21 protein-coding genes are annotated in these 19582 nt (G+C 39.2%); 3 read left to right on the forward strand and 18 right to left on the reverse strand.

All coding sequences use genetic code 11. From position 1 onward, the window contains the following. Nucleotides 1-126: 126 nt before the first annotated feature. The 12 genes from CD152_RS04190 to CD152_RS04245 form a co-directional block, all read right to left on the reverse strand. Nucleotides 127-894, reverse strand: coding sequence for a DUF4064 domain-containing protein (locus CD152_RS04190; RefSeq protein WP_103214436.1), 768 nt, complete (start codon nucleotides 892-894; stop codon nucleotides 127-129). A 91-nt stretch (nucleotides 895-985) separates the two neighbouring features. Continuing rightward, a complete protein-coding gene (locus tag CD152_RS04195) occupies nucleotides 986-2059 on the reverse strand; it encodes an ABC transporter substrate-binding protein (RefSeq protein WP_103214437.1) in 1074 nt (357 codons plus the stop codon). Further along, on the reverse strand, nucleotides 2056-2865 hold the full coding sequence (locus CD152_RS04200) for an ABC transporter permease (RefSeq protein ID WP_103214438.1): 810 nt from the start codon (nucleotides 2863-2865) through the stop codon (nucleotides 2056-2058). Before CD152_RS04200 ends, CD152_RS04195 begins: the two co-directional genes overlap by 4 nt. Further along, complete coding sequence (locus CD152_RS04205) at nucleotides 2862-3668, reverse strand: ABC transporter permease (protein ID WP_103214439.1); 807 nt, start codon at nucleotides 3666-3668, stop codon at nucleotides 2862-2864. Before CD152_RS04205 ends, CD152_RS04200 begins: the two co-directional genes overlap by 4 nt. Nucleotide 3669: 1 nt before the next feature. Beyond that, the gene (locus tag CD152_RS04210; protein WP_103214440.1) at nucleotides 3670-4752 is read right to left on the reverse strand and encodes an ABC transporter ATP-binding protein; all 1083 of its coding nucleotides are present in this window, start codon (nucleotides 4750-4752) and stop codon (nucleotides 3670-3672) included. Nucleotides 4753-4761: 9 nt separating this feature from the next. After that, on the reverse strand, nucleotides 4762-5304 hold the full coding sequence (locus CD152_RS04215) for a helix-turn-helix domain-containing protein (protein WP_101141964.1): 543 nt from the start codon (nucleotides 5302-5304) through the stop codon (nucleotides 4762-4764). A 95-nt stretch (nucleotides 5305-5399) separates the two neighbouring features. Further along, nucleotides 5400-5678, reverse strand: coding sequence for a UPF0223 family protein (locus tag CD152_RS04220; RefSeq protein WP_086038491.1), 279 nt, complete (start codon nucleotides 5676-5678; stop codon nucleotides 5400-5402). 67 nt (nucleotides 5679-5745) lie between these two features. Then, a complete protein-coding gene (gene lpdA / locus CD152_RS04225; RefSeq protein WP_101041723.1) occupies nucleotides 5746-7152 on the reverse strand; it encodes a dihydrolipoyl dehydrogenase in 1407 nt (468 codons plus the stop codon). A 4-nt stretch (nucleotides 7153-7156) separates the two neighbouring features. Further along, on the reverse strand, nucleotides 7157-8446 hold the full coding sequence (locus tag CD152_RS04230; RefSeq protein WP_101039615.1) for a dihydrolipoamide acetyltransferase family protein: 1290 nt from the start codon (nucleotides 8444-8446) through the stop codon (nucleotides 7157-7159). 93 nt (nucleotides 8447-8539) lie between these two features. After that, a complete protein-coding gene (locus CD152_RS04235; protein WP_012656619.1) occupies nucleotides 8540-9517 on the reverse strand; it encodes an alpha-ketoacid dehydrogenase subunit beta in 978 nt (325 codons plus the stop codon). Between the two features lie 3 nt (nucleotides 9518-9520). Then, a complete protein-coding gene (gene pdhA, locus CD152_RS04240; RefSeq protein ID WP_012656618.1) occupies nucleotides 9521-10636 on the reverse strand; it encodes a pyruvate dehydrogenase (acetyl-transferring) E1 component subunit alpha in 1116 nt (371 codons plus the stop codon). Between the two features lie 176 nt (nucleotides 10637-10812). After that, on the reverse strand, nucleotides 10813-11445 hold the full coding sequence (locus tag CD152_RS04245; protein ID WP_086038487.1) for a YkyA family protein: 633 nt from the start codon (nucleotides 11443-11445) through the stop codon (nucleotides 10813-10815). Nucleotides 11446-11554: 109 nt separating this feature from the next. On the opposite strand from CD152_RS04245, the gene def reads away from it, so the two are divergent. After that, nucleotides 11555-12109, forward strand: a complete 555-nt coding sequence (gene def, locus CD152_RS04250) for a peptide deformylase (protein WP_086038486.1) — start codon at nucleotides 11555-11557, stop codon at nucleotides 12107-12109. 43 nt (nucleotides 12110-12152) lie between these two features. Here the strand turns inward: def and CD152_RS04255 are convergent, their stop codons facing one another. Next, nucleotides 12153-12410, reverse strand: coding sequence for a hypothetical protein (locus CD152_RS04255; protein WP_086038485.1), 258 nt, complete (start codon nucleotides 12408-12410; stop codon nucleotides 12153-12155). Between the two features lie 5 nt (nucleotides 12411-12415). Beyond that, a complete protein-coding gene (locus tag CD152_RS04260) occupies nucleotides 12416-13195 on the reverse strand; it encodes a Cof-type HAD-IIB family hydrolase (RefSeq protein WP_101041726.1) in 780 nt (259 codons plus the stop codon). Between the two features lie 208 nt (nucleotides 13196-13403). On the opposite strand from CD152_RS04260, the gene CD152_RS04265 reads away from it, so the two are divergent. Together CD152_RS04265 and rnjA are read left to right on the forward strand one after the other, a co-directional pair. Beyond that, a complete protein-coding gene (locus CD152_RS04265) occupies nucleotides 13404-13616 on the forward strand; it encodes a DNA-dependent RNA polymerase subunit epsilon (protein ID WP_041635871.1) in 213 nt (70 codons plus the stop codon). Next, the gene (rnjA, locus tag CD152_RS04270) at nucleotides 13616-15301 is read left to right on the forward strand and encodes a ribonuclease J1 (protein ID WP_103214441.1); all 1686 of its coding nucleotides are present in this window, start codon (nucleotides 13616-13618) and stop codon (nucleotides 15299-15301) included. The genes CD152_RS04265 and rnjA overlap by 1 nt, the downstream gene beginning before the upstream one ends. 92 nt (nucleotides 15302-15393) lie before the next feature. On the opposite strand, the gene CD152_RS04275 is transcribed toward rnjA, so the two are convergent. From CD152_RS04275 to CD152_RS04290, 4 genes are all read right to left on the reverse strand, one after another. Continuing rightward, nucleotides 15394-16356, reverse strand: a complete 963-nt coding sequence (locus CD152_RS04275) for a nuclease-related domain-containing protein (protein ID WP_101044278.1) — start codon at nucleotides 16354-16356, stop codon at nucleotides 15394-15396. 92 nt (nucleotides 16357-16448) lie between these two features. After that, the gene (locus CD152_RS04280; RefSeq protein WP_012656613.1) at nucleotides 16449-17111 is read right to left on the reverse strand and encodes a potassium channel family protein; all 663 of its coding nucleotides are present in this window, start codon (nucleotides 17109-17111) and stop codon (nucleotides 16449-16451) included. A gap of 15 nt (nucleotides 17112-17126) precedes the next feature. Next, nucleotides 17127-18146 (reverse strand): cytochrome d ubiquinol oxidase subunit II, encoded by a 1020-nt coding sequence (locus CD152_RS04285; protein WP_101140505.1) that lies wholly within the window; start codon nucleotides 18144-18146, stop codon nucleotides 17127-17129. Then, nucleotides 18146-19498: a cytochrome ubiquinol oxidase subunit I gene (locus CD152_RS04290; protein WP_101140504.1), complete on the reverse strand. Its 1353-nt coding sequence runs from the start codon at nucleotides 19496-19498 to the stop codon at nucleotides 18146-18148. The genes CD152_RS04285 and CD152_RS04290 overlap by 1 nt, the downstream gene beginning before the upstream one ends. Nucleotides 19499-19582 lie beyond the last annotated feature (84 nt).

Raw genomic sequence — 19582 nt, forward strand, 5'->3', positions numbered from 1 at the left:
TATCAAATGAAATTTTCTTGTTTCTCAAATTAAAAACTCCCTATAAAATTTTCACTTTTTAAGTGTCTACCTTATAGGGAGCATATCACAATAGTTTCTGGTTTTTATATTGGTCTTAAGTTTTACTTATCTTCTATTGTTATAGTTGTCTCGACGTTCGTCGACTGCATCCTTCGTTTTATCAACATAAGTTACACGGTCTGCATCACTATCGATAGTGTTATCGAAATCTGTATCTACTCTGTCTTCGCGAACTGTAGAACGTTCTACATCTTCTACTACGACATCATCACGCTTGTCGTCTGCATCATAAGTGAAATCCTTCTCTTCTTCGATACGAGTATCACGCTCAACATGTGCTGGTGCAACGTGTTGATCACGTTCAACATAAGTACGGTCCTCATAATAGTCATTATTCTTGATGACTTTATCTTTACGCGCAAATAAAAGAATTGCTGAAATAAAGAAGAATAATGGAATAAATCCTAAGATGAATGTAAAGAAGAATGGTGTTGTAAATAATCCAGCAAATAATAACATAATGCCTGCAAAGATTCTCTTCTTCATCTTAAGCAGACCGATTAATCCTAGAATAATCGGGATTAAAGAGTAGGCCAGGAAATACCAGAAGGTCTTGACGAATAATGGTACAGCTTCTTCAACTGTTAATCCCATCTGGTTGAAAGCGTCTGCCATCTGACTATTCGATTGTATCTCATTGTTCAACCCATCTTTCATTGCCTGAATGAACTCCGGGTTATTTCCATTCACTAATAATTGATAAAGACCAAATAATGCTATCGCTAAAAGCGGTAACCATGCTAACCATCCAAATATTTTTTCTGGAATTCGACTTACGGGTTGTACTGTTTGAGTATATTCTCTACGACTCATATATCCATCTCCTTAAAACATATTTCTTATATAGTACCCTCACAAATAGGTTTTATGCATAAATATAGAAAATCATTGCATTGATGTATGCTTATCTCAGAGACATCTTAAATTTAAGGAAGAGTTCGTTATACCTTTTTATATTTTCATAACCAAGGTCCTCATATACTTCCAGCTTCTCCTGCACTGCTTTATTTGGATAGAATCGTTCATCTTCTCGTGTTTCTTTATCCAGTAATCTTAAAGCCGCATTATTTGGTGTCGCATATCCGACCCACTCCGTATTCTGTTTTGCATTTTGTGCATCAAGCAGAAAGTTAATAAATTTATGTGCCCCTTCAATATTTTGTGCCGTTTTTGGGATGACGATATTATCGAACCATAGATTCGATCCTTCTTTTGGTACAACAAAGTCCAGATTTTCATTCTCCGTCATGATATCAGCACCCATGCCACTCCATACAACCGCAACATCCGCTTCTTTTTGTACCATCATCGTATTAATTTCATCTGCTACAACACCTTTTACGTTCGGTGCAAGTTTCTCAAGCTTCTGCTCTGCCTTAAGGAGTTTATCAGGGTCAGTCTCATTTAAAGACTCACCCATACTGTTCAGCGCTAATCCGAGCGCTTCACGGGCACCGTCAACAATAAGGACATCGTTTTTCAGACGCTTATCCCATAAACTATCCCAGCTCGAAAAATCAATGCCTTTCGTTGTATCCGGATTATATAGAATGCCTACCGTACCCCAGAAATATGGGATAGAGTATTTATTCTTCTTATCAAAAGGAAGATCCATAAAATCTTCATTAATATTTTTCAGATTCGATATTTTATTATGATCGATGGGCAGCAATAATTTTTCATTTTTCATCTTCTGAATCGCATATTCACTAGGGACAGCAATATCATAGCTTGTCCCCCCATTCTTAATCTTTGCGAGCATCGCTTCATTGGAATCAAACGTCTCTAATACGACACGAATCCCTTTTTCCTTCTCAAACTTTTTAAGCAGATCAGGATCAATATATTCACCCCAGTTATATACATAGAGGACATTCCCTTTTCCACCTGATGGCGGTGGATTGATGAAGCGGCTTGAAAATAACAACAATACGGCAACTGCAAGTGAGATGAAGATTAGCTGCATCAGTTGTTTCATGATTTTGCACCTGCCTTTAACTTCTTCTTATCTGCATTTGTTGTTAATACGTAGTAAATTGCGATGATCGTCATCACGACTAAGAACATTAATGTGCTGATCGCATTGATTTCCATTGAAATGCCTTTTCGTGCCATCGAGTAGATTTCCACAGATAATACGCTAAAGCCATTTCCAGTGACGAAGAAACTGACCGTAAAGTCATCCAGACTATAAGTCAGTGCCATAAAGAATCCAGCAAGTGCACCAGGCAGTATATGCGGGATAATGACATTTTTGATCGTCTGCCATGTACTCGCACCTAAGTCATAGCTCGCATTAATAAGAGACGTATTTAGATCATATAGTTTCGGTAATACGAGCAGCACCACGATAGGCACACAAAAAGCGATATGCGATATGAGTACAGACCAGAACCCAAGCCCATGCCCTGTAAAGTGACCGATCGCAGTAAATAAGATTAAGAATGAAGAGCCGATCACTACATCAGAACTTACCATCAATATATTGTTTAATGTCAATAGTCCGATTTTAATCTTCTTATTGCGCATATAGTGTATTGCAATAGCCCCACAGATACCAATCACTGTAGAGATGCTTGCGGCAATAAGTGCCACAGCGAGTGTATTTACGATAATAACGAGTAGGCGCTTATTCTCAAACACTGCTTTGTAATGATCTAGCGTAAAGGATTCAAAATGATTCATATTGCCAGCAGAATTAAAGGAATAGAACATCAAATAGAAAATTGGGAAATATAAAATGAAAAGTGCAACCGCTAAAAATAATTTACCTCTTAGTTTCATTTTATATCCTCGCTTTCGTTTTTAGATTTCGTGATGATCATCACGAATGCCATCGCTAAAATTAAGAATACGGCAATCGTCGAGCCCATCCCGTAGTTCTGTGTCACTAAAAACTGTTCTTCAATGGCAGTCCCCAGGTTGACAACCTTATTCCCTGCAATCAGACGGGTAATCATGAACAAGCTTAGCGCCGGGATAAATGTAACTTGTATCCCTGTTTTCACCCCTTCAAATGATAAGGGCATGATGATCTTACGAAAGGTCATCCACTCGGATGCACCGAGATCGCGTGACGCCTGGATTAAATTATCCGGAATTTCATTCATGCTGTTAAAGATCGGCAGTATCATAAATGGTATATAGATATATACAGATACAAAGATAAATGCTGTATCTGTAAACAGTAGATTTGCTGCAGGTAGATGTAAGAAGTGCAGCACATCATTGAGCGTGCCTTGTATACTGAATATACCGATGAACGCATATGTCTTTAATAACAGATTGATCCACGTCGGTAAGATAATAATCAGCAACCATAGCTGCTTATGCTTCGCCTGCTTTAAGACGAGTGCAATGGGATACGCAATAATTAAGCAAAATAAGGTAATAATCGCTGCATAAATAAAGGAAGAGAGTGTCATCTTTAAATATGTCGGCGTCAAAAAAGACTGGTAGTTCTCAAATGTAAACTGCCCATCGTGATTCGTAAACGACGTATAAAATATCATGATGAGCGGCATTACGATAAACAGAATAATCCAGAGCATGTAAGGGACTAAAAAAAAGTTTTTCGCTCTTTGCATACTACACCTCGTATGATTCAATACGACGATCGAATTCTTCTTCTGTCTCACCAGGCAGCATAATATGTATCGCTTCCTCAGTAAATGTAAGTCCTACACGTCCACCCGGCGTCGCTGGTTTCGTCGACTGAATAATCCATTCATTCCCTGCTTCATCAATACAGCAGATTTCGTAATGCACCCCACGGAACAGGGTAGAGTCCACAAGTGCATGAATTTTACCCATTTCAGGTGCTGTGATTTCGATATCTTCTGGACGTATTACTATGTCCACCTTTGCATCTGGCTGAAATCCTTTATCGACACATGCAAAGCGTTTGCCATACATCTCAACGACGTAATCTTTGACCATGATCCCGTCTACAATGTTTGATTCTCCGATGAAGTCCGCCACATAACGATTCACAGGTTCATCATAAATATCTAGTGGTGTCCCGCTTTGTTCGATCTTACCCTTATTCATAACAAAGATATAATCGCTCATCGCGAGCGCTTCTTCCTGATCATGTGTTACAAAGATAAAGGTTTTACCGAGACGGTTTTGAATTTCTCGCAGTTCATACTGCATCTCTGTTCTGAGCTTTAGGTCAAGGGCACTTAACGGTTCATCAAGCAATATCACTTCCGGGTCATTAACAATGGCACGTGCAATGGCGACACGCTGACGTTGTCCACCACTCATATCCTTAATATCACGGTTTTCAAAATCTGCAAGTTTTACGAGCTGTAACGCCTCTCGGACCTTCGTTTTAATGCTGTCTTCATCTTCTTTCTTGATACGTAGACCGTACGCCACATTTTCAAATACATTTAAATGCGGAAATAAGGCATAGTCCTGAAAGACCGTATTCACTTTACGTTTATTTGGTGGTACATCATTGATACGCGCTTCATCAAAGTATATATCACCACTTGAAGCCTTCTCAAAGCCGGCAATCAGACGTAATATCGTCGTCTTCCCACACCCCGATGGTCCTAGCAACGTATAAAACTTACCTTTTTCAATTTCAAAGCTGATATCATTAAGAATCGTATTATCTCCATATGCCTTCGTCACATGGTTAAACTGAATAAAATGTTTCATTGTTCACCTCTATAAGTAAGACTCTGTCGCCACAATCAGTACACGTGCCACATTGTCTGTTCGATTAAATAATTGATGAGATTCGTTCGCCTTAAAATAGAACGATTCCCCACATTGTGCATGATAATCTTTTCTACCAATATGAATGCTCGCTTCTCCCTGTAACACATAGATAAAACTATCTGACATGCTTGGCAGAAACTTTTTATACTTCTTACCGGGTTCAATCGTTATAATGACCGGTTCCATGTCAAATTCATTAGAATCTGGAACAAGCCAGTTAATCATATAGCCATCATCATACTCATCATAGATGGTCTGTTCTGACTTTGGATAATGAATGCGCTGCTCATATTGCTGTTCACTGAAGAAATCTTTTGGTTTAGAGCCGAGGACCTCCAAAATATTAAAGAACGTTTCCATTGAAGGGGAACATAGATTGCGTTCCAGCTGTGAAATATAACCTTTCGAGAGATCTGTGCGTTCGCCAAGCTCTTCTTGTGTCAAATTCTTCTGGCGCCTTAAATCTTTTATCTTTTTTCCGATATCCATACATTCACACCTTAGTTTAATAATTATAAACAAATAGTTTAATAATGTATTAAATGTATCAAAAATTGATATACATTTCAATATTCATTAAAAATTTACTTCATTGAAAATGTTTTTTCGTTATTTTCTTTCGCCTGCTTTGCACGCTTAACAGCATGATAGCCAGAATACGTCGATACTTGTTCAAATGATTTTAAGATACGATTCTCATCTGACTTCATCGGTGCCACTTGTTTAAAAGCGCGATATAGCGTCATAAAATCTTGAGTATTTACACTGCGTTCATAAGCATCTTCAATTAAGCTCAAGAAATTAACAACATCAATAATCTCTTCTTGTGACCATTCTGTATCAATTGGATAACTATAGTTCATATACATTCCTCCATAAAAAAAGTACTATTCATATAATATGAATAGTACTTTGAAATTGTAAAGTTTATTACATTGTGTGAATTGGATGACCCATTGCAACTTCTGCTGCTTCCATCGTAATTTCACCTAATGTTGGGTGAGCGTGGATTGTTAATGCAATATCTTCTGCAGTCATACCAGTTTCAATCGCTAAACCAAGTTCCGCGATGACGTCAGATGCACCGGCACCGGCAACTTGCGCACCGATTAATAATCCGTCTTCTTTAAGTGTGATCAGTTTTAAGAAACCGTCAGTTTCACCGATTGATAGTGCACGACCATTTGCTGCATAAGGGAATTTAGAAGCTTTAAAGTCTAATCCTTCTTCTTTAGCCATTGCTTCAGTATAACCAACTGTCGCTAATTCTGGTTCTGTGAAACATACAGCAGGAATACCTAAGTAATCTACTTCTGATTTTTCACCAGAGATAGCTTCAGCTGCAACTTTACCTTCATATGAAGCTTTGTGTGCTAATGGTGGTCCAGGAACGATATCACCGATTGCGTAGATGTTCTCAACAGAAGTACGGCTTTGAGCGTCAACTTCAATGATACCACGATCAGTCATTTTAATACCTAGACCTTCTAGACCTAATTCATCAGTATTTGGACGACGACCTACAGTTACTAAGCAGTAGTCCGCTTCGATTGTATGTGTTTCACCTTTAGCTTCATAAGTGACTTTAACACCGTTTTCTGATTCTTCAGCTGATTTCGCCATTGCTTCAGTAACGATTTCTACACCTTTAGCTTTAAGACCTTTTTTAACAACCTGTGTCATTTGTTTTTCGAAACCGCCTAAGATATCTTTAGCGCCTTCTAAAATTGTAACTTTAGATCCAAAGTTCGCGTAAGCTGTTCCTAACTCAGAACCAATATATCCGCCACCTACAACAACTAAGTGTTTAGGTACTTCAGGAAGTGCTAATGCACCTGTTGAATCGATCACACGTTTGTTGAATTTGAAGTTTGGAATTTCGATTGGACGAGATCCAGTCGCAATAATCGCATGCTTGAACGTGTAAGTTTGTGATGCTTTTTCAGTCATCACTTTTAAGTTGTTTTGGTCTACGAAGTAAGCTTCACCTTGAACGATTTCAACTTTGCGGCCTTTAAGTAAAGATCCAACGCCACCAGTTAAACGTTCAACAACACCGTTTTTGAATTCTTGAACTTTAGAGAAATCTAAAGTTACGTTTTCAGCTTTAATTCCGTATTCTTCGGAATGTTTCGCTGTTTCGTATTTATGAGAAGCTGAAAGCATTGCTTTTGAAGGAATACAACCTACGTTTAGACAAACGCCCCCTAAGTTTCCTTTTTCTACGATTGTTACTTTTTGTCCTAATTGTGCTGCACGAATTGCTGCAACATATCCACCAGGACCTGCTCCAATTACAATAGTATCTGTTTCAATAGGAAAATCTCCAACTACCATCTGTTTACCCCTCCATTAATAATAATTCTGGATTATTTAACAAGCGTTTAATATGGTTCATTGCATTTTGTCCAGTAGCGCCATCAATTTGACGGTGGTCGAAACTTAATGATAATGCAAGAACTGGTGCTGCAACGATTTCTCCATCTTTAACGATTGGTTTTTGCGCGATACGACCAATACCTAAAATTGCAACTTCAGGATGGTTAATAACTGGAGTGAACCATTGTCCACCAGCTGAACCGATATTACTTATTGTACATGAAGCACCCTTCATTTCGCTAGGAGAAAGTTTGCCGTCACGTGCTTTAACTGCTAATTCATTGATTTCATCAGAAATTGCGAAGATTGATTTACGGTCAGCATTTTTTACAACAGGTACGAGTAGACCACGTTCAGTATCAGCAGCGATACCAATGTTGTAATAATGTTTGTGGACGATTTCCTCAGTCGCATCATCTAATGAAGTGTTTAAAGCAGGATATGCTTTAAGTGCTGAAACTAATGCTTTTACAACGTATGGTAAGAATGTTAACTTCGTACCTTGTTCTGCTGCAACTTCTTTAAATTTCTTACGGTGATCCCATAATGCCTGTACTTCTACTTCGTCCATTAATGTTACATGTGGTGCAGTATGTTTAGAGTTCACCATTGCTTTTGCAATTGCACGACGCATTGCTGGGATTTTCTCGCGTGTTTCTGGGAAGTCACCTTCTGGTGCTGCAACTGGTTGTGGTGCTGCCTCTTGTGCTGGTGCTTCTTGTGCTGGTGCTTCAGGTGTACTTGCAGCTGTTTGTCCACCTTCAGCATACGCTAGAACGTCATCTTTTAAGATACGACCGTTTTTACCAGTACCTTGAACAGCTTTAATGTTAATGCCTTTATCACGGGCTAATTTACGTACTGAAGGCATTGCGATAACACGACGGTTTTCGTCAACTTCAACGTCTTGCGCAGGTGCTTGTGCTTCTGCTTTAGGCGTTTCTTCTTTTGTTTCTTTCGCTTCTTCTTTTGGCTCTTCTTTCGCTTCAGAAGCGTCGTTTTGAGCGTGTGCATCGTCAGAATCAATTGTTACGATAACTTCACCTAGATTTGCTACAGTTCCTTCTTCAGCCACGATCGTATTGATCTTACCTGTTACAGGAGATGGAATTTCTACTACAGATTTATCACTTTGTACTTCTAATAAAATATCGTCTTCTTGTACTTCGTCTCCAGACTTAACGAACCACTTTACGATTTCACCTTCAAATATCCCTTCACCAAGGGCAGGTAATTTAAATTCAAATGCCACAATAAATTCCTCCTAAAGAATTAAGAATTAAAATAAATGAATGAAAAGTAACATCGTGATGTCACTTTTCATTTTACACGTTTATCTTCTAGATTAGAATTCTAACGTCTTTTTCGCTACTGCGATAATGTCTTCTTTGTTTGGTAACCAAACGTTTTCTGCTTGAGTGAATGGGTAAGCAGTATCAGGTGCTGATACACGTCCGATAGGTGCTTCCAGGCTTAAAATCGCACGCTCTGAAATTTCAGATACGACATTTGCACCAACACCCGCTTGTTTTTGTGCTTCCTGAACGACAACAACGCGACCAGTCTTCTCAACAGAAGCAATGATTGTTTCAATATCAAGTGGTTGAACAGTACGTAAGTCGATGACTTCTACTGAATGTCCATCTTTCGCTAACGTTTCTGCTGCTTTCATAGATTCTTGAACCATTGCACCATAAGTAATGATTGATAAATCAGTACCCTCTTGTTTCACTGCTGCTTTACCGATTTCAACCGTATACTCTTCTTCAGGTACTTCTTCACGGAATGAACGGTATAATTTCATATGCTCTAAGTAAACGACAGGGTCGTTGTCACGAATTGCTGAAATTAATAATCCTTTAGCATCATATGGGTTTGATGGAATAACAACTTTAACACCAGGTGTTTGCGCCATTAGACCTTCTAAGTTATCTGCATGAAGTTCTGGTGTATGTACCCCACCACCAAATGGTGAACGGATAACAACTGGTGCAGTCTTTGTTCCGCCTGAACGGAAGTATTGACGAGATAATTGTGCTGCAATTGAATCGAATACTTCGAATACGAATCCGAAGAACTGAATTTCCATTACTGGACGGAAACCAGTTAATGATAAACCTACCGCTAAACCACCGATACCAGACTCAGCAAGTGGTGTATCGAATACACGATCTTCACCGAATTCTTTTTGAAGTCCTTCAGTCGCACGGAATACCCCACCGTTGACACCAACGTCTTCTCCGAAAACTAATACGTTTTCGTCATTTTTTAGTTCTGTTTGAAGCGCATTTGTAATCGCTTGAATCATTGTCATTTGTGCCATGACTTATTTCGACTCCTTCTCTTTATAAATTTCCATCTGTTCCTTAATATTTTGAGGAACGTTATCAGAGTACATAATCTCCATTAATTGCGTCACAGTTTGTTTTGGTGTCGCATCCGCTTCTTTAATCGCGTTTTTAATGTCTTCTTTCGCTCTGTCCATTACTTCATTTTCTTTTTCTTCAGACCATAAACCTTTTGCTTCTAAGAATTTACGGAAACGTACTAACGGATCTTTTTTCACCCACTCGTCATCTTCATCAGAAGTTCTGTAACGTGTAGGATCATCACCAGCCATCGTATGTGGACCATAACGATAAGTGATTGTTTCGATTAATGTTGGACCTTCACCAGCAACTGCGCGGTCACGTGCTTCTTTCGTTGCTTGATATACTGCTAGAGCATCCATACCGTCAACAACGATACCAGGGATACCGACTGCTACAGCTTTTTGCGCTAGTGTTTTCGCAGCTGTCTGTTTGCTACGTGGTGTTGAGATTGCATAGTTGTTATTTTGGATAACGAAGATTGCAGGCGCTTTAAATGCTGATGCAAAGTTGATACCTTCATAGAAGTCACCTTGTGAAGAACCACCGTCACCTGTGTAAGTGATTGCTACTGCATCTTGACCACGTTTCTTAAGCCCAAGTGCTACCCCTGCAGTCTGAACATATTGTGCACCGATGATGATTTGTGGTGCTAAAGCGTTCATTCCTTCAGGCATTTGAGACCCAACAAAGTGTCCGCGTGACCATAAGAAAGCTTTTGTAAGTGGTAAACCGTGCCAGATTAACTGTGGTACGTCACGGTAACCCGGTAAAATGTAGTCTTGTTTCTCTAAAGCATAATGAGAAGCTAATTGAGAAGCTTCCTGACCCGCAGTCGGCGCATAGAATCCTAAACGTCCTTGGCGGTTAAGAGAAATAGAACGTTGATCTAATACACGCGTCCAGACCATTCTCTCCATTAATTCAACCAATTGTTCATCAGTTAAGTCAGGCATAAAGTCTTTATTAACGACATTGCCATCTAAATCTAATACTTGTACTACTTCAAATTTTGATTCGATCTCTTGTAGAGTCGAAACTGCATCGAATGGAGCTTGCTTTTTCGGAGCCATTCAATTCACCAAACCTTTCTAGTTTTTATACGTTACAAGTTCATAGTATCACAAAATTGTATTACTGTTAAAGAAAAAGTTTGTGACAATATAATGAGCATGAAATAAGGGTTATTTCATGCTGTGTTATAGTAAACGACGTCACTGTTATATATCAAAAATTATAACAGCAGTGCCTATTTGCCGTTCAATATATCTGTCATTTTCGTTTTCTCCTGCTCAACTGCTCTTAACGTGTTGGCATACGCAGTAGTGTCTTTCTTAAACTGTTCATACTTCTTAGTGACATCTTCAATCTTGTCATTGACCACCTTAGATTTTGGCTGTGGCTGTTTCAAATATGTAAATACCTCTTTTTCTGTTCTAAGGATATCTTTATAGCTATCCATAAGCTGCTGGTGCTGCGTGTATTTCTTATCATTCGTCGCTATAAATGATGCGACCTGCTTTTTCTGTGTTTCATCCTTGATGTCTTTCGTTATCGCTTTTGCATCTTCATAAATTCCTTTTGATTTGTCCATTGCCTTTACTTCTTCTTCAATGGCATCTCTTCTGTCGTCCGCATTTTTCAGCAGCTGGTCAGCGTAGCCTTTAATTTCACCTTGCTTCGCTTTATTGATCTGATTAAAGATTTTCACCTTGTCATTCTCTAGTTTCTGTAGTTTTTCACCTGTTGTCTTGACAGGTTCTTCCGCTTTTACAGAAGTGTCGATCTGCGTGGCAAAATTGCCGAGCGCCTCTGTCTTACCTTGACAGGCAGCTAATAATAGAACCATTAACAAAGCAAATAATAATTTACTTATCTTCATATTGAACCTCCTTGATTTATGGCTTTATGTTATATCTTTTCAAAATCATTTTCAAACGATAGCACATATCGTCATAATTTGATATATTTTATTGTAAGGAGTGAAGACAATGCTAACAATGAAAGACATTATTCGGGACGGACATCCTACATTAAGAGCGAAAGCTGAGGAAGTTCCATTACCCCTATCAACAGAAGACAGACAGCTGATCGATGACATGCTTGAATTCCTTAAGATGAGCCAGGATGAAGAACAGAGCAGAAAGTATCAGCTAAGAAGCGGTGTCGGCATCGCAGCACCACAGCTGAATCATAAGAAACGCATGCTCGTCATCCATTTCTATGACGAAAAAAAGGGTGACTATGTGACGCATCAGCTGATCAATCCGAAGATCATCAGCCATAGTGTGGAGAAATCCTATCTACCGACAGGTGAAGGCTGTCTGAGTGTAGATGAAGCAATACCGGGCATCGTACATCGCTATGCGCGTATCACCATCAAGGCGTATACCCCGGACGGTGAAGAAGTGAAGCTTAGATTAAAGGACTTCAGTGCAATCGTTGCTCAGCACGAAATCGATCATCTGAACGGTGTCATGTTCTATGATCATATCGATAAGGCTGACCCAATGAAAGTACAAAAGGATGCCATTGCAGTAGAATAAAAAACCGAAGCATATGAAGTGCACTTCATATGCTTCGGTTTTTTTAAATAAATTCATCGTTTCTTACATGGTATGCGATTCCTTTTTCATCCAGTACCTGGGTGATTTCATCAAGCTCATCAACATGCAGAAACATCGGATCTTTCGGTCTCGGTGCTAGATGTACATCTTCTGCTTCAAACAGGTCTTCGTATAAAAATGTAGCGACGACATCATTTCCTCTGACATTAAATTCTATCATTCTAAGATGAATCTCTTTATTTTCTGACTCTCTCAATATCTCTTGTGCATGTGTATTCATCGCCATCATCCTTCAATTAAATTTAATGCTTTAACTGCATACATTATACCATCTTCATCAACTGCTTTTGTAACAAAATCTGCATACTGTTTCAATTCATCAACACCGTTGCCCATCACCACACCAATGCCAGCACCTTCGATCATCTCGATATCATTCAGACCATCTCCAAATGCAACCGTATCTTCAATATCAAATCCAAGCGAGGCTGCAAGGTGTGTTATCCCCCTCATCTTGGAGCCGTTATCAGGCACGACGTCACGACTCAGTTCATGCCATCGTATAAACTTCAGATGTTCAAATTTTCCATCATAGATTCCGTCTTCACTTTGCTGATGAAATATCAGCGCCTGATAGATTTTGTGCTGCGTATAGAAAATGTCATCTTTACGTGGATGCGCCATATGCATCGTACTCAGACTTGTCTCAATATCCTCGTGGAAATCAATATTCGCTACAAGGTCATCATGTGTCAGGAAGACTACTGGATGATCATGTTCACGTGCAGTATGTTCAAGCGCTTTAAGGCTTTCAGTATCGAGCGGATTTTCATAGACGACATTACCATTTGCATAGACATACTGACCGTTAAATGACACATAGTCCTTAATACCCGTCTCTTCCAGCACTGACTGCACCATAAATGGTGCACGTCCTGTCGCAATCGCCACACTATGTCCTTGTGTCTGCAACGCCTTTATTGCAGCCATCGTTGAATTTGGAATCTTTTTATCGTGATCATAAAGTGTACCGTCAATATCAAATAATATTAATTTATGTTCCATCTTTGTCCTCCTACTATATTTATTTATAAACTATCAGTTTTCAGAACATTTTCATATAAATATGATTATTCTTTTCATAAGGCTTTACACTTATATTAAAAATCATGTAATATAATAGTACTCATACATTTTTAATAATGTCTTGTACGGTTATCTAAGCCCTAGACTTCTAGGGCATTCTTTATGTAAATTATAGGAGGCAATAAATATGGCAATTTTTAAAGTATTATATCAGGAAGACAAAGCAGAAGTAATCATTCGTGAAAACACACAGGTTAGATATTTCGACGCAGTGAGCGAAGAACAAGTGAGAAGATATTTAATCGATCGTCCTTACAACATCGAATTTGTTCAGAAACTTGAAGGTGCACACCTTGAGTATGAACAAAAAGCTGATAACTACAGCGTGGAGAAAATTTAATGAAACAATTAAGCAAAAATGAAGTAGGTGTCTTCGCGCTCGGAGGTATGGGCGAAATCGGTAAGAACACCTACGCAATAGAGTATCAGGATGAGATTGTCGTCATTGATGCAGGTATTAAGTTTCCAGAGGACGAGTTACTTGGTATCGACTATGTTATACCTGACTACACTTATCTTGTAGAGAACAAAGAGAGAATTAAAGGATTATTCATTACCCATGGCCATGAAGATCATATCGGAGGTGTACCTTTTCTATTAAAGCAGCTCAATGTTCCAATATACGGTGGTCCATTAGCATTAGGTCTAATTCGTAATAAATTAGAAGAGCATGGTCTGCTTAGGACAGCAAGTTTAAATCCAATAACTGAAGACAGTATCTTTGAATTTAAACACCTGAAGGTATCCTTCTATCTAACGACACACTCTATACCTGAAGCATACGGTGTCATTGTAGATACACCTGAAGGTAAGATTGTGCATACCGGAGACTTTAAGTTTGACTTTACACCTGTTGGTGAACCTGCTAACATCGCTAAGATGGCACGTCTTGGTGAAGAAGGTGTGCTGTGCCTATTATCAGATTCAACAAACGCAGAAGTTCCAAACTTTACGATCAGTGAACGTGAAGTCAGGCAGAACGTCGAACAAATCTTCCGTAAATGTACTGGTCGTATCATCTTTGCGACATTCGCTTCAAACATCTATCGTGTGCAGCAAGCAATCGAGGCAGCGGTGAAGTTCGACCGTAAGATTGTCATATTCGGACGTTCCATGGAGAACAATATTAAGATCGGTACAGAACTAGGCTATATTAAAGTACCGCCCGAAACATTTATCGAGGCCAATAAGATCAATACAGTACCGAAACATAAATTACTGATTCTATGTACCGGCTCTCAAGGAGAACCGATGGCAGCCCTGTCGCGCATCGCTAATGGTACGCATCGTCAGATTTCTATCATCCCTGAAGATACAGTAATCTTCAGTTCTTCCCCTATTCCAGGGAATACGTTAAGCGTAAACCGTACAATCAACGCCCTTTATAAAGCAGGTGCTGATGTTGTTCACGGGAAATTATCAAATATCCATACGTCTGGACACGGTTCTCAAGAAGAACAGAAATTGATGCTACGCCTTATGAAACCGAAGTACTTTATGCCGATTCATGGGGAATACCGTATGCAGAGCCTGCATGGACAGCTTGGTGTCGACTGCGGTGTGAACCCAGATAATGTATTCATTCACGAAAATGGTGACGTGCTGGCATTAACGCATGACTCAGCACGTCATGCAGGTCGTATACAGGCTGGTAATGTACTTGTTGATGGAAGTGGTATCGGCGATATCGGTAACGTAGTCATCAAAGACCGCAAGATGCTGTCAGAAGAAGGTCTAGTCATCGTAGTAGTCAGCGTGGATTTCGAAAAGAATCAGCTGCTTAGTGGTCCTGATATCATCTCACGCGGCTTTGTATATATGCGTGAATCTGGACATATGATCTATGAAGCGAGCAGACTACTTAAAAAACGCGTCATTGAGAAACTAAATTCTGGTGAGGAGCTTGAATGGCATCATATTAAGAATGTCATCAGCGAAACGCTTGCACCATACCTTTATGAAAAGACGAAACGTAAACCGATGATCCTTCCGATGATCATGGATGTTAATAAAGATAAGAAATAATATATATCGCGAGTAAGTACCAGATTATCGTGTTTTCTGGTACTTACCCGCGATATTTTTGTAATTTGCATACGCAAGTACCAGATTACGCGTTATTCTGGTACTTGCGTCGCTTTATTTTTATAAATTTCGTATTTCAATACCGCTTCCTGCACAAATAAATGATTTGATTTGTTAATGGTATATACTTTTCCTTTCGTACTACCTTTACTTGCATAATTCGCGCTCAATACTCTCTGCACGGTAGATCTGCCGATACCTGTAAAGTCCATCACTTCTGAAGTTTTGACGCTTGACTTCTTAAGGACAGAAATCGCATCAAATGCAATACGTACCGCTTCCTGCTTGCTTATCTTATTTCCGCAGATACACGTAACCTTCTTCTCCGTCATTTCAAACTTCCGCAAAAATCTTCTGCACTTTGGGCATTTGATGCCTTTACGCATCTTTTCAAAATTATAATAATGAATGCGCTTATATGTATCCGGCTTGTGATAACTTTTGATAAGTCGTGCTGCACTAATCGCCTCTTCTGTCGGCTGAGTATTGAGTGCCGCTAAAATTCTTTCTAAATCTTTATAAAATAGCACTCTTTTATGCCCACTGAATCCACGCACATTAAAATTCTCATTAATGAACAGCATAAAGCTTTCAACTTTATAATGGATACAATGTCTATGACAGAAGTCTTTAAGTAGATAATCAGCCCGCAACAACTGATCGACCGGGTCTTTAATCACATGTCCGTCATCTTTAACAAAATTATTATCAACTACGTGATAGTTACCATAATAGTTCTTAATATCAAAATGCAGCAAATAATCCCCATGGAAAATTAAAAAATCGTACTGCACTTCATCAACCAATTCAAACCTTGTGTTCCATAGCTTTACACCACCAAGGGACTTCACATGATTGAAAAACTGCAGTTCTCCTGCATAACCCATTTCAAAATTTGCAAGATTCCGTTTATCATATTTATTAAGTCTAGTCCGATGCTTCACTTCTAATAGATAGCGTTCATAGTCACTGAATTCATACATTGATATAAACATAGGTCACCTCAAGAATAATATACAACCTGGACACTACATTTTTCAAATAACAATAACCCCGAATGACTGTATACATCATTCGGGGTTATCTTCTATTCTTTCATTATCTTCTTCTCAAAACGGTTCAGATCATTATCATGACCGATCATTATAAGAATATCTCCATTCTCAATTGCTACAGTCGGATCAGGTGACACGATAATCTCTCTGCCACGCTTAACGGCGATAATATTGATACCATAATTCGCACGGATATCCAGCTCAAGAATAGTATGTCCTTGCAAATTTTCACCTGCACGAATCTCAACAATCGAGTGCTGATCAGAAAGTTCAAGATAATCCAGTACAGAGGAACTCGCAACATTATGCGCAATACGTCGGCCCATATCACGTTCCGGATGCACGACTGTATCTGCACCGATTTTATTCAGTACTTTCGCATGATAATCATTCTGTGCCTTCGCAGTAACCTTCTTAACACCGAGATCCTTTAATATTAATGTCGTCAAGATGCTTGCCTGTATATTATCCCCAATCGCGACTATGACATGGTCGAAGTTACGGATACCCAGACTTTTCAGTACATTCTCATCCGTCGTATCTGCAATCACTGCATGCGTCGCGATATCAGCGTACTCGTTGACACGCGCTTCATCTGAGTCAATCGCCATAACGTCCATATCAAGTGCACTTAATTCTTTTACGATACTACCACCAAATCGGCCAAGCCCAATGACAACAAATTCTTTTTCCATAGTGACTACCCCTTATTATTTCTTTTTCCCTTTGACATAATCTGCATCAAAGATAAACAATCTCATTAATAAATATAAAGAAGGGAGCAGTAAAAGTAAACCTAAAATAAATGCGACGACTAAATAAAAGGCCATCGTCTCATTGACAACTGCTTTATCCATATTCACATATGGATATAGGATGTACGGCAATTTACTGATGCCATAACCATAGAATGCTGTCGCAAACTGCAGCACGACAAAGATAAACGCGATATCAAGTGATTTCTCTAAGTAATACAGCACCAGTGCAATTAAGAAGCATACGATACTGAGTCCGAAGAGCCACCAGTAGTCACCTACTGCTGTGTTAAAGTGCAGTTCGTTCTGCTGTCTTAAACTTAAGAATGTGAACTGACAGATGACAAGCATCGGCAATGCCCATATTAAATACCAGTTTCTTAAGATTCTATACGCTTTCATATCATTTGCGCGCTTTGCATAGACCGTCAAGAATGCTGCAGAGATAAACAGCACGGAAATGATGCATAGAAATACAACGCTCCATGAAAATGGACTCATCAGGAGTTCAAGCCAGTCGAATGCGATCCCCTTCTTCGTTTCATGAATAAATCCCCCTTCAGAAATCGTAAGAACTGTTGAGAATGATGCCGGAATCAGCAATCCACTGATACCATATAATGCAACCCATGCAAGTTTAGAGTCCTTACCATATGTTTCAAACGCATAGAATGAACCACGTATCGTCAGCAACAAGAGTGCCACACTTACAGGGATCAGTAATGTCGTTCCAAAATAGTAGGCAGTGTCCGGAAAGAATCCAACAATACCTACAAAGAAGAACACTAAGAAGACATTCGTTACTTCCCACACCGGGTTCAAGTAACGCTTGATAATCTCTCTTAACTCATTCTCCTGATGTGTCAGCTTTGCATACAGTATAAAGAATCCAGCACCAAAATCAATGGCACCGAGAATAATATAACCGAATAAGAACGTCCACAGTACGAGTATTCCAATATGTTGATAGTCCATTATGCTCTACCCCCATTATACGTTAGTTCATACGTTTCAATATCTCGTGCTGCAGGCTTATCCTTGAACATTCTGATGAGCACATAGCTACAGCTGAATCCGATTATGAGATAAAGTAACCCAAATCCTACAAGCACTAAGCTGACACCTTCTGCATGCGTCACGCCTTGAGCGACTTTCATATATCCTCTAAGTAACCATGGCTGTCTGCCCATCTCAGCTAAGAACCAGCCGAACTCTATCGCAAGCATACATAACGGACCAGTAAGTGCCATTAAATAAAGCATAAAGTTGTTCGTACTCACCTTTGTACGTACTTTCTTCAAGATAACATAAAGGACGCTCACAGCAAATGAGAACATACCGAAGAATACCATCAGATCAAAGAAATAATGAATAATTAGCGGCGGACGTTCATCTGCTTTAAATTCATTCAGTCCTTTAACTTCTGTATCAAAGCTGTTATCTGCCAGAAAACTTAAGACACCAGGAATCTTGATCGCACCTTTAACTTCATGTGTCTCGTCATCCAGTACACCGAAGAGTACGAGATCTGCTTGCTTCTCAGATTCAAAATGCCATTCCATCGCTGCAAGCTTCTCTGGCTGTTCATTATGCAGGAACTTCGCAGAAAGGTCACCTGCAAGAATAGTCAGTAAACTGAAGATTAAACCGACAATCATCGCCATATTAAGTGCTGATTTATGATACTGTCTATCCTCAGCAAATTTATTCTTCAGTAATTTCACTGCCGCGACACTTGCCACACAGAAAGCAATCGTCATGCCACCTGTTGTTACAACATGGAATGCACGTACGAAAAATGAAGGATTAAGCATCGCTGCAATCGGATCGATATTCACCAGTACCCCGTCCTTCAGATCGAAACCTTGTGGTGTATTCATAAATGAGTTGACGCTTGTGATAAATAATGCGCTTAATGTCGAACCGATGATAATCGGAATATTTAATATCCAGTGTATCCATTTATTTTTGAAACGATCCCACGTATAAAGGTAGATACTTAAAAATATTGCTTCAAAGAAAAACGCGAATGTTTCCATAAATAATGGTAATGCAATCACCTGGCCTCCAAGCTTCATAAATGACGGCCAAAGTAACGATAATTGTAATCCGATAATTGTACCGGTTACAACACCGACTGCGACAGTAATTGTAAATGCTTTTGCCATACGACGTGCAAGTGTAATATATTTCATATTGCCGGTTTTGATACCTAATCCTTCAGCAATCATGATCATAAGCGGCATACCCACGCCAATCGTTGCGAAGATGATATGAAAACCTAAAGTCATCGCAGTTAAAATTCTACTCATAACGAGTCCATCCATTTATAAAATCCTCCTTTTGTGATAATACTCACATAATACTTATTGTATATTACTCTGTTCCTTTTTTAAAGTAATTGAACCACT

Source organism: Macrococcoides caseolyticum, from assembly GCF_002902665.1.
Classification (GTDB): domain Bacteria; phylum Bacillota; class Bacilli; order Staphylococcales; family Staphylococcaceae; genus Macrococcoides; species Macrococcoides caseolyticum.

Excerpts from the sequence above, each read along its gene's own strand:
- CD152_RS04190 (WP_103214436.1), bottom strand. The coding sequence starts at position 894 with ATGAGTCGTAGAGAATATACTCAAACAGTACAACCCGTAAGTCGAATT.
- CD152_RS04195 (WP_103214437.1), bottom strand. The coding sequence starts at position 2,059 with ATGAAACAACTGATGCAGCTAATCTTCATCTCACTTGCAGTTGCCGTA.
- CD152_RS04200 (WP_103214438.1), bottom strand. The coding sequence starts at position 2,865 with ATGAAACTAAGAGGTAAATTATTTTTAGCGGTTGCACTTTTCATTTTA.
- CD152_RS04205 (WP_103214439.1), bottom strand. The coding sequence starts at position 3,668 with ATGCAAAGAGCGAAAAACTTTTTTTTAGTCCCTTACATGCTCTGGATT.
- CD152_RS04210 (WP_103214440.1), bottom strand. The coding sequence starts at position 4,752 with ATGAAACATTTTATTCAGTTTAACCATGTGACGAAGGCATATGGAGAT.
- CD152_RS04215 (WP_101141964.1), bottom strand. The coding sequence starts at position 5,304 with ATGGATATCGGAAAAAAGATAAAAGATTTAAGGCGCCAGAAGAATTTG.
- CD152_RS04220 (WP_086038491.1), bottom strand. The coding sequence starts at position 5,678 with ATGAACTATAGTTATCCAATTGATACAGAATGGTCACAAGAAGAGATT.
- lpdA (WP_101041723.1), bottom strand. The coding sequence starts at position 7,152 with ATGGTAGTTGGAGATTTTCCTATTGAAACAGATACTATTGTAATTGGA.
- CD152_RS04235 (WP_012656619.1), bottom strand. The coding sequence starts at position 9,517 with ATGGCACAAATGACAATGATTCAAGCGATTACAAATGCGCTTCAAACA.
- pdhA (WP_012656618.1), bottom strand. The coding sequence starts at position 10,636 with ATGGCTCCGAAAAAGCAAGCTCCATTCGATGCAGTTTCGACTCTACAA.
- CD152_RS04245 (WP_086038487.1), bottom strand. The coding sequence starts at position 11,445 with ATGAAGATAAGTAAATTATTATTTGCTTTGTTAATGGTTCTATTATTA.
- def (WP_086038486.1), top strand. The coding sequence starts at position 11,555 with ATGCTAACAATGAAAGACATTATTCGGGACGGACATCCTACATTAAGA.
- CD152_RS04255 (WP_086038485.1), bottom strand. The coding sequence starts at position 12,410 with ATGAATACACATGCACAAGAGATATTGAGAGAGTCAGAAAATAAAGAG.
- CD152_RS04260 (WP_101041726.1), bottom strand. The coding sequence starts at position 13,195 with ATGGAACATAAATTAATATTATTTGATATTGACGGTACACTTTATGAT.
- CD152_RS04265 (WP_041635871.1), top strand. The coding sequence starts at position 13,404 with ATGGCAATTTTTAAAGTATTATATCAGGAAGACAAAGCAGAAGTAATC.
- rnjA (WP_103214441.1), top strand. The coding sequence starts at position 13,616 with ATGAAACAATTAAGCAAAAATGAAGTAGGTGTCTTCGCGCTCGGAGGT.
- CD152_RS04275 (WP_101044278.1), bottom strand. The coding sequence starts at position 16,356 with ATGTTTATATCAATGTATGAATTCAGTGACTATGAACGCTATCTATTA.
- CD152_RS04280 (WP_012656613.1), bottom strand. The coding sequence starts at position 17,111 with ATGGAAAAAGAATTTGTTGTCATTGGGCTTGGCCGATTTGGTGGTAGT.
- CD152_RS04285 (WP_101140505.1), bottom strand. The coding sequence starts at position 18,146 with ATGGACTATCAACATATTGGAATACTCGTACTGTGGACGTTCTTATTC.
- CD152_RS04290 (WP_101140504.1), bottom strand. The coding sequence starts at position 19,498 with ATGGATGGACTCGTTATGAGTAGAATTTTAACTGCGATGACTTTAGGT.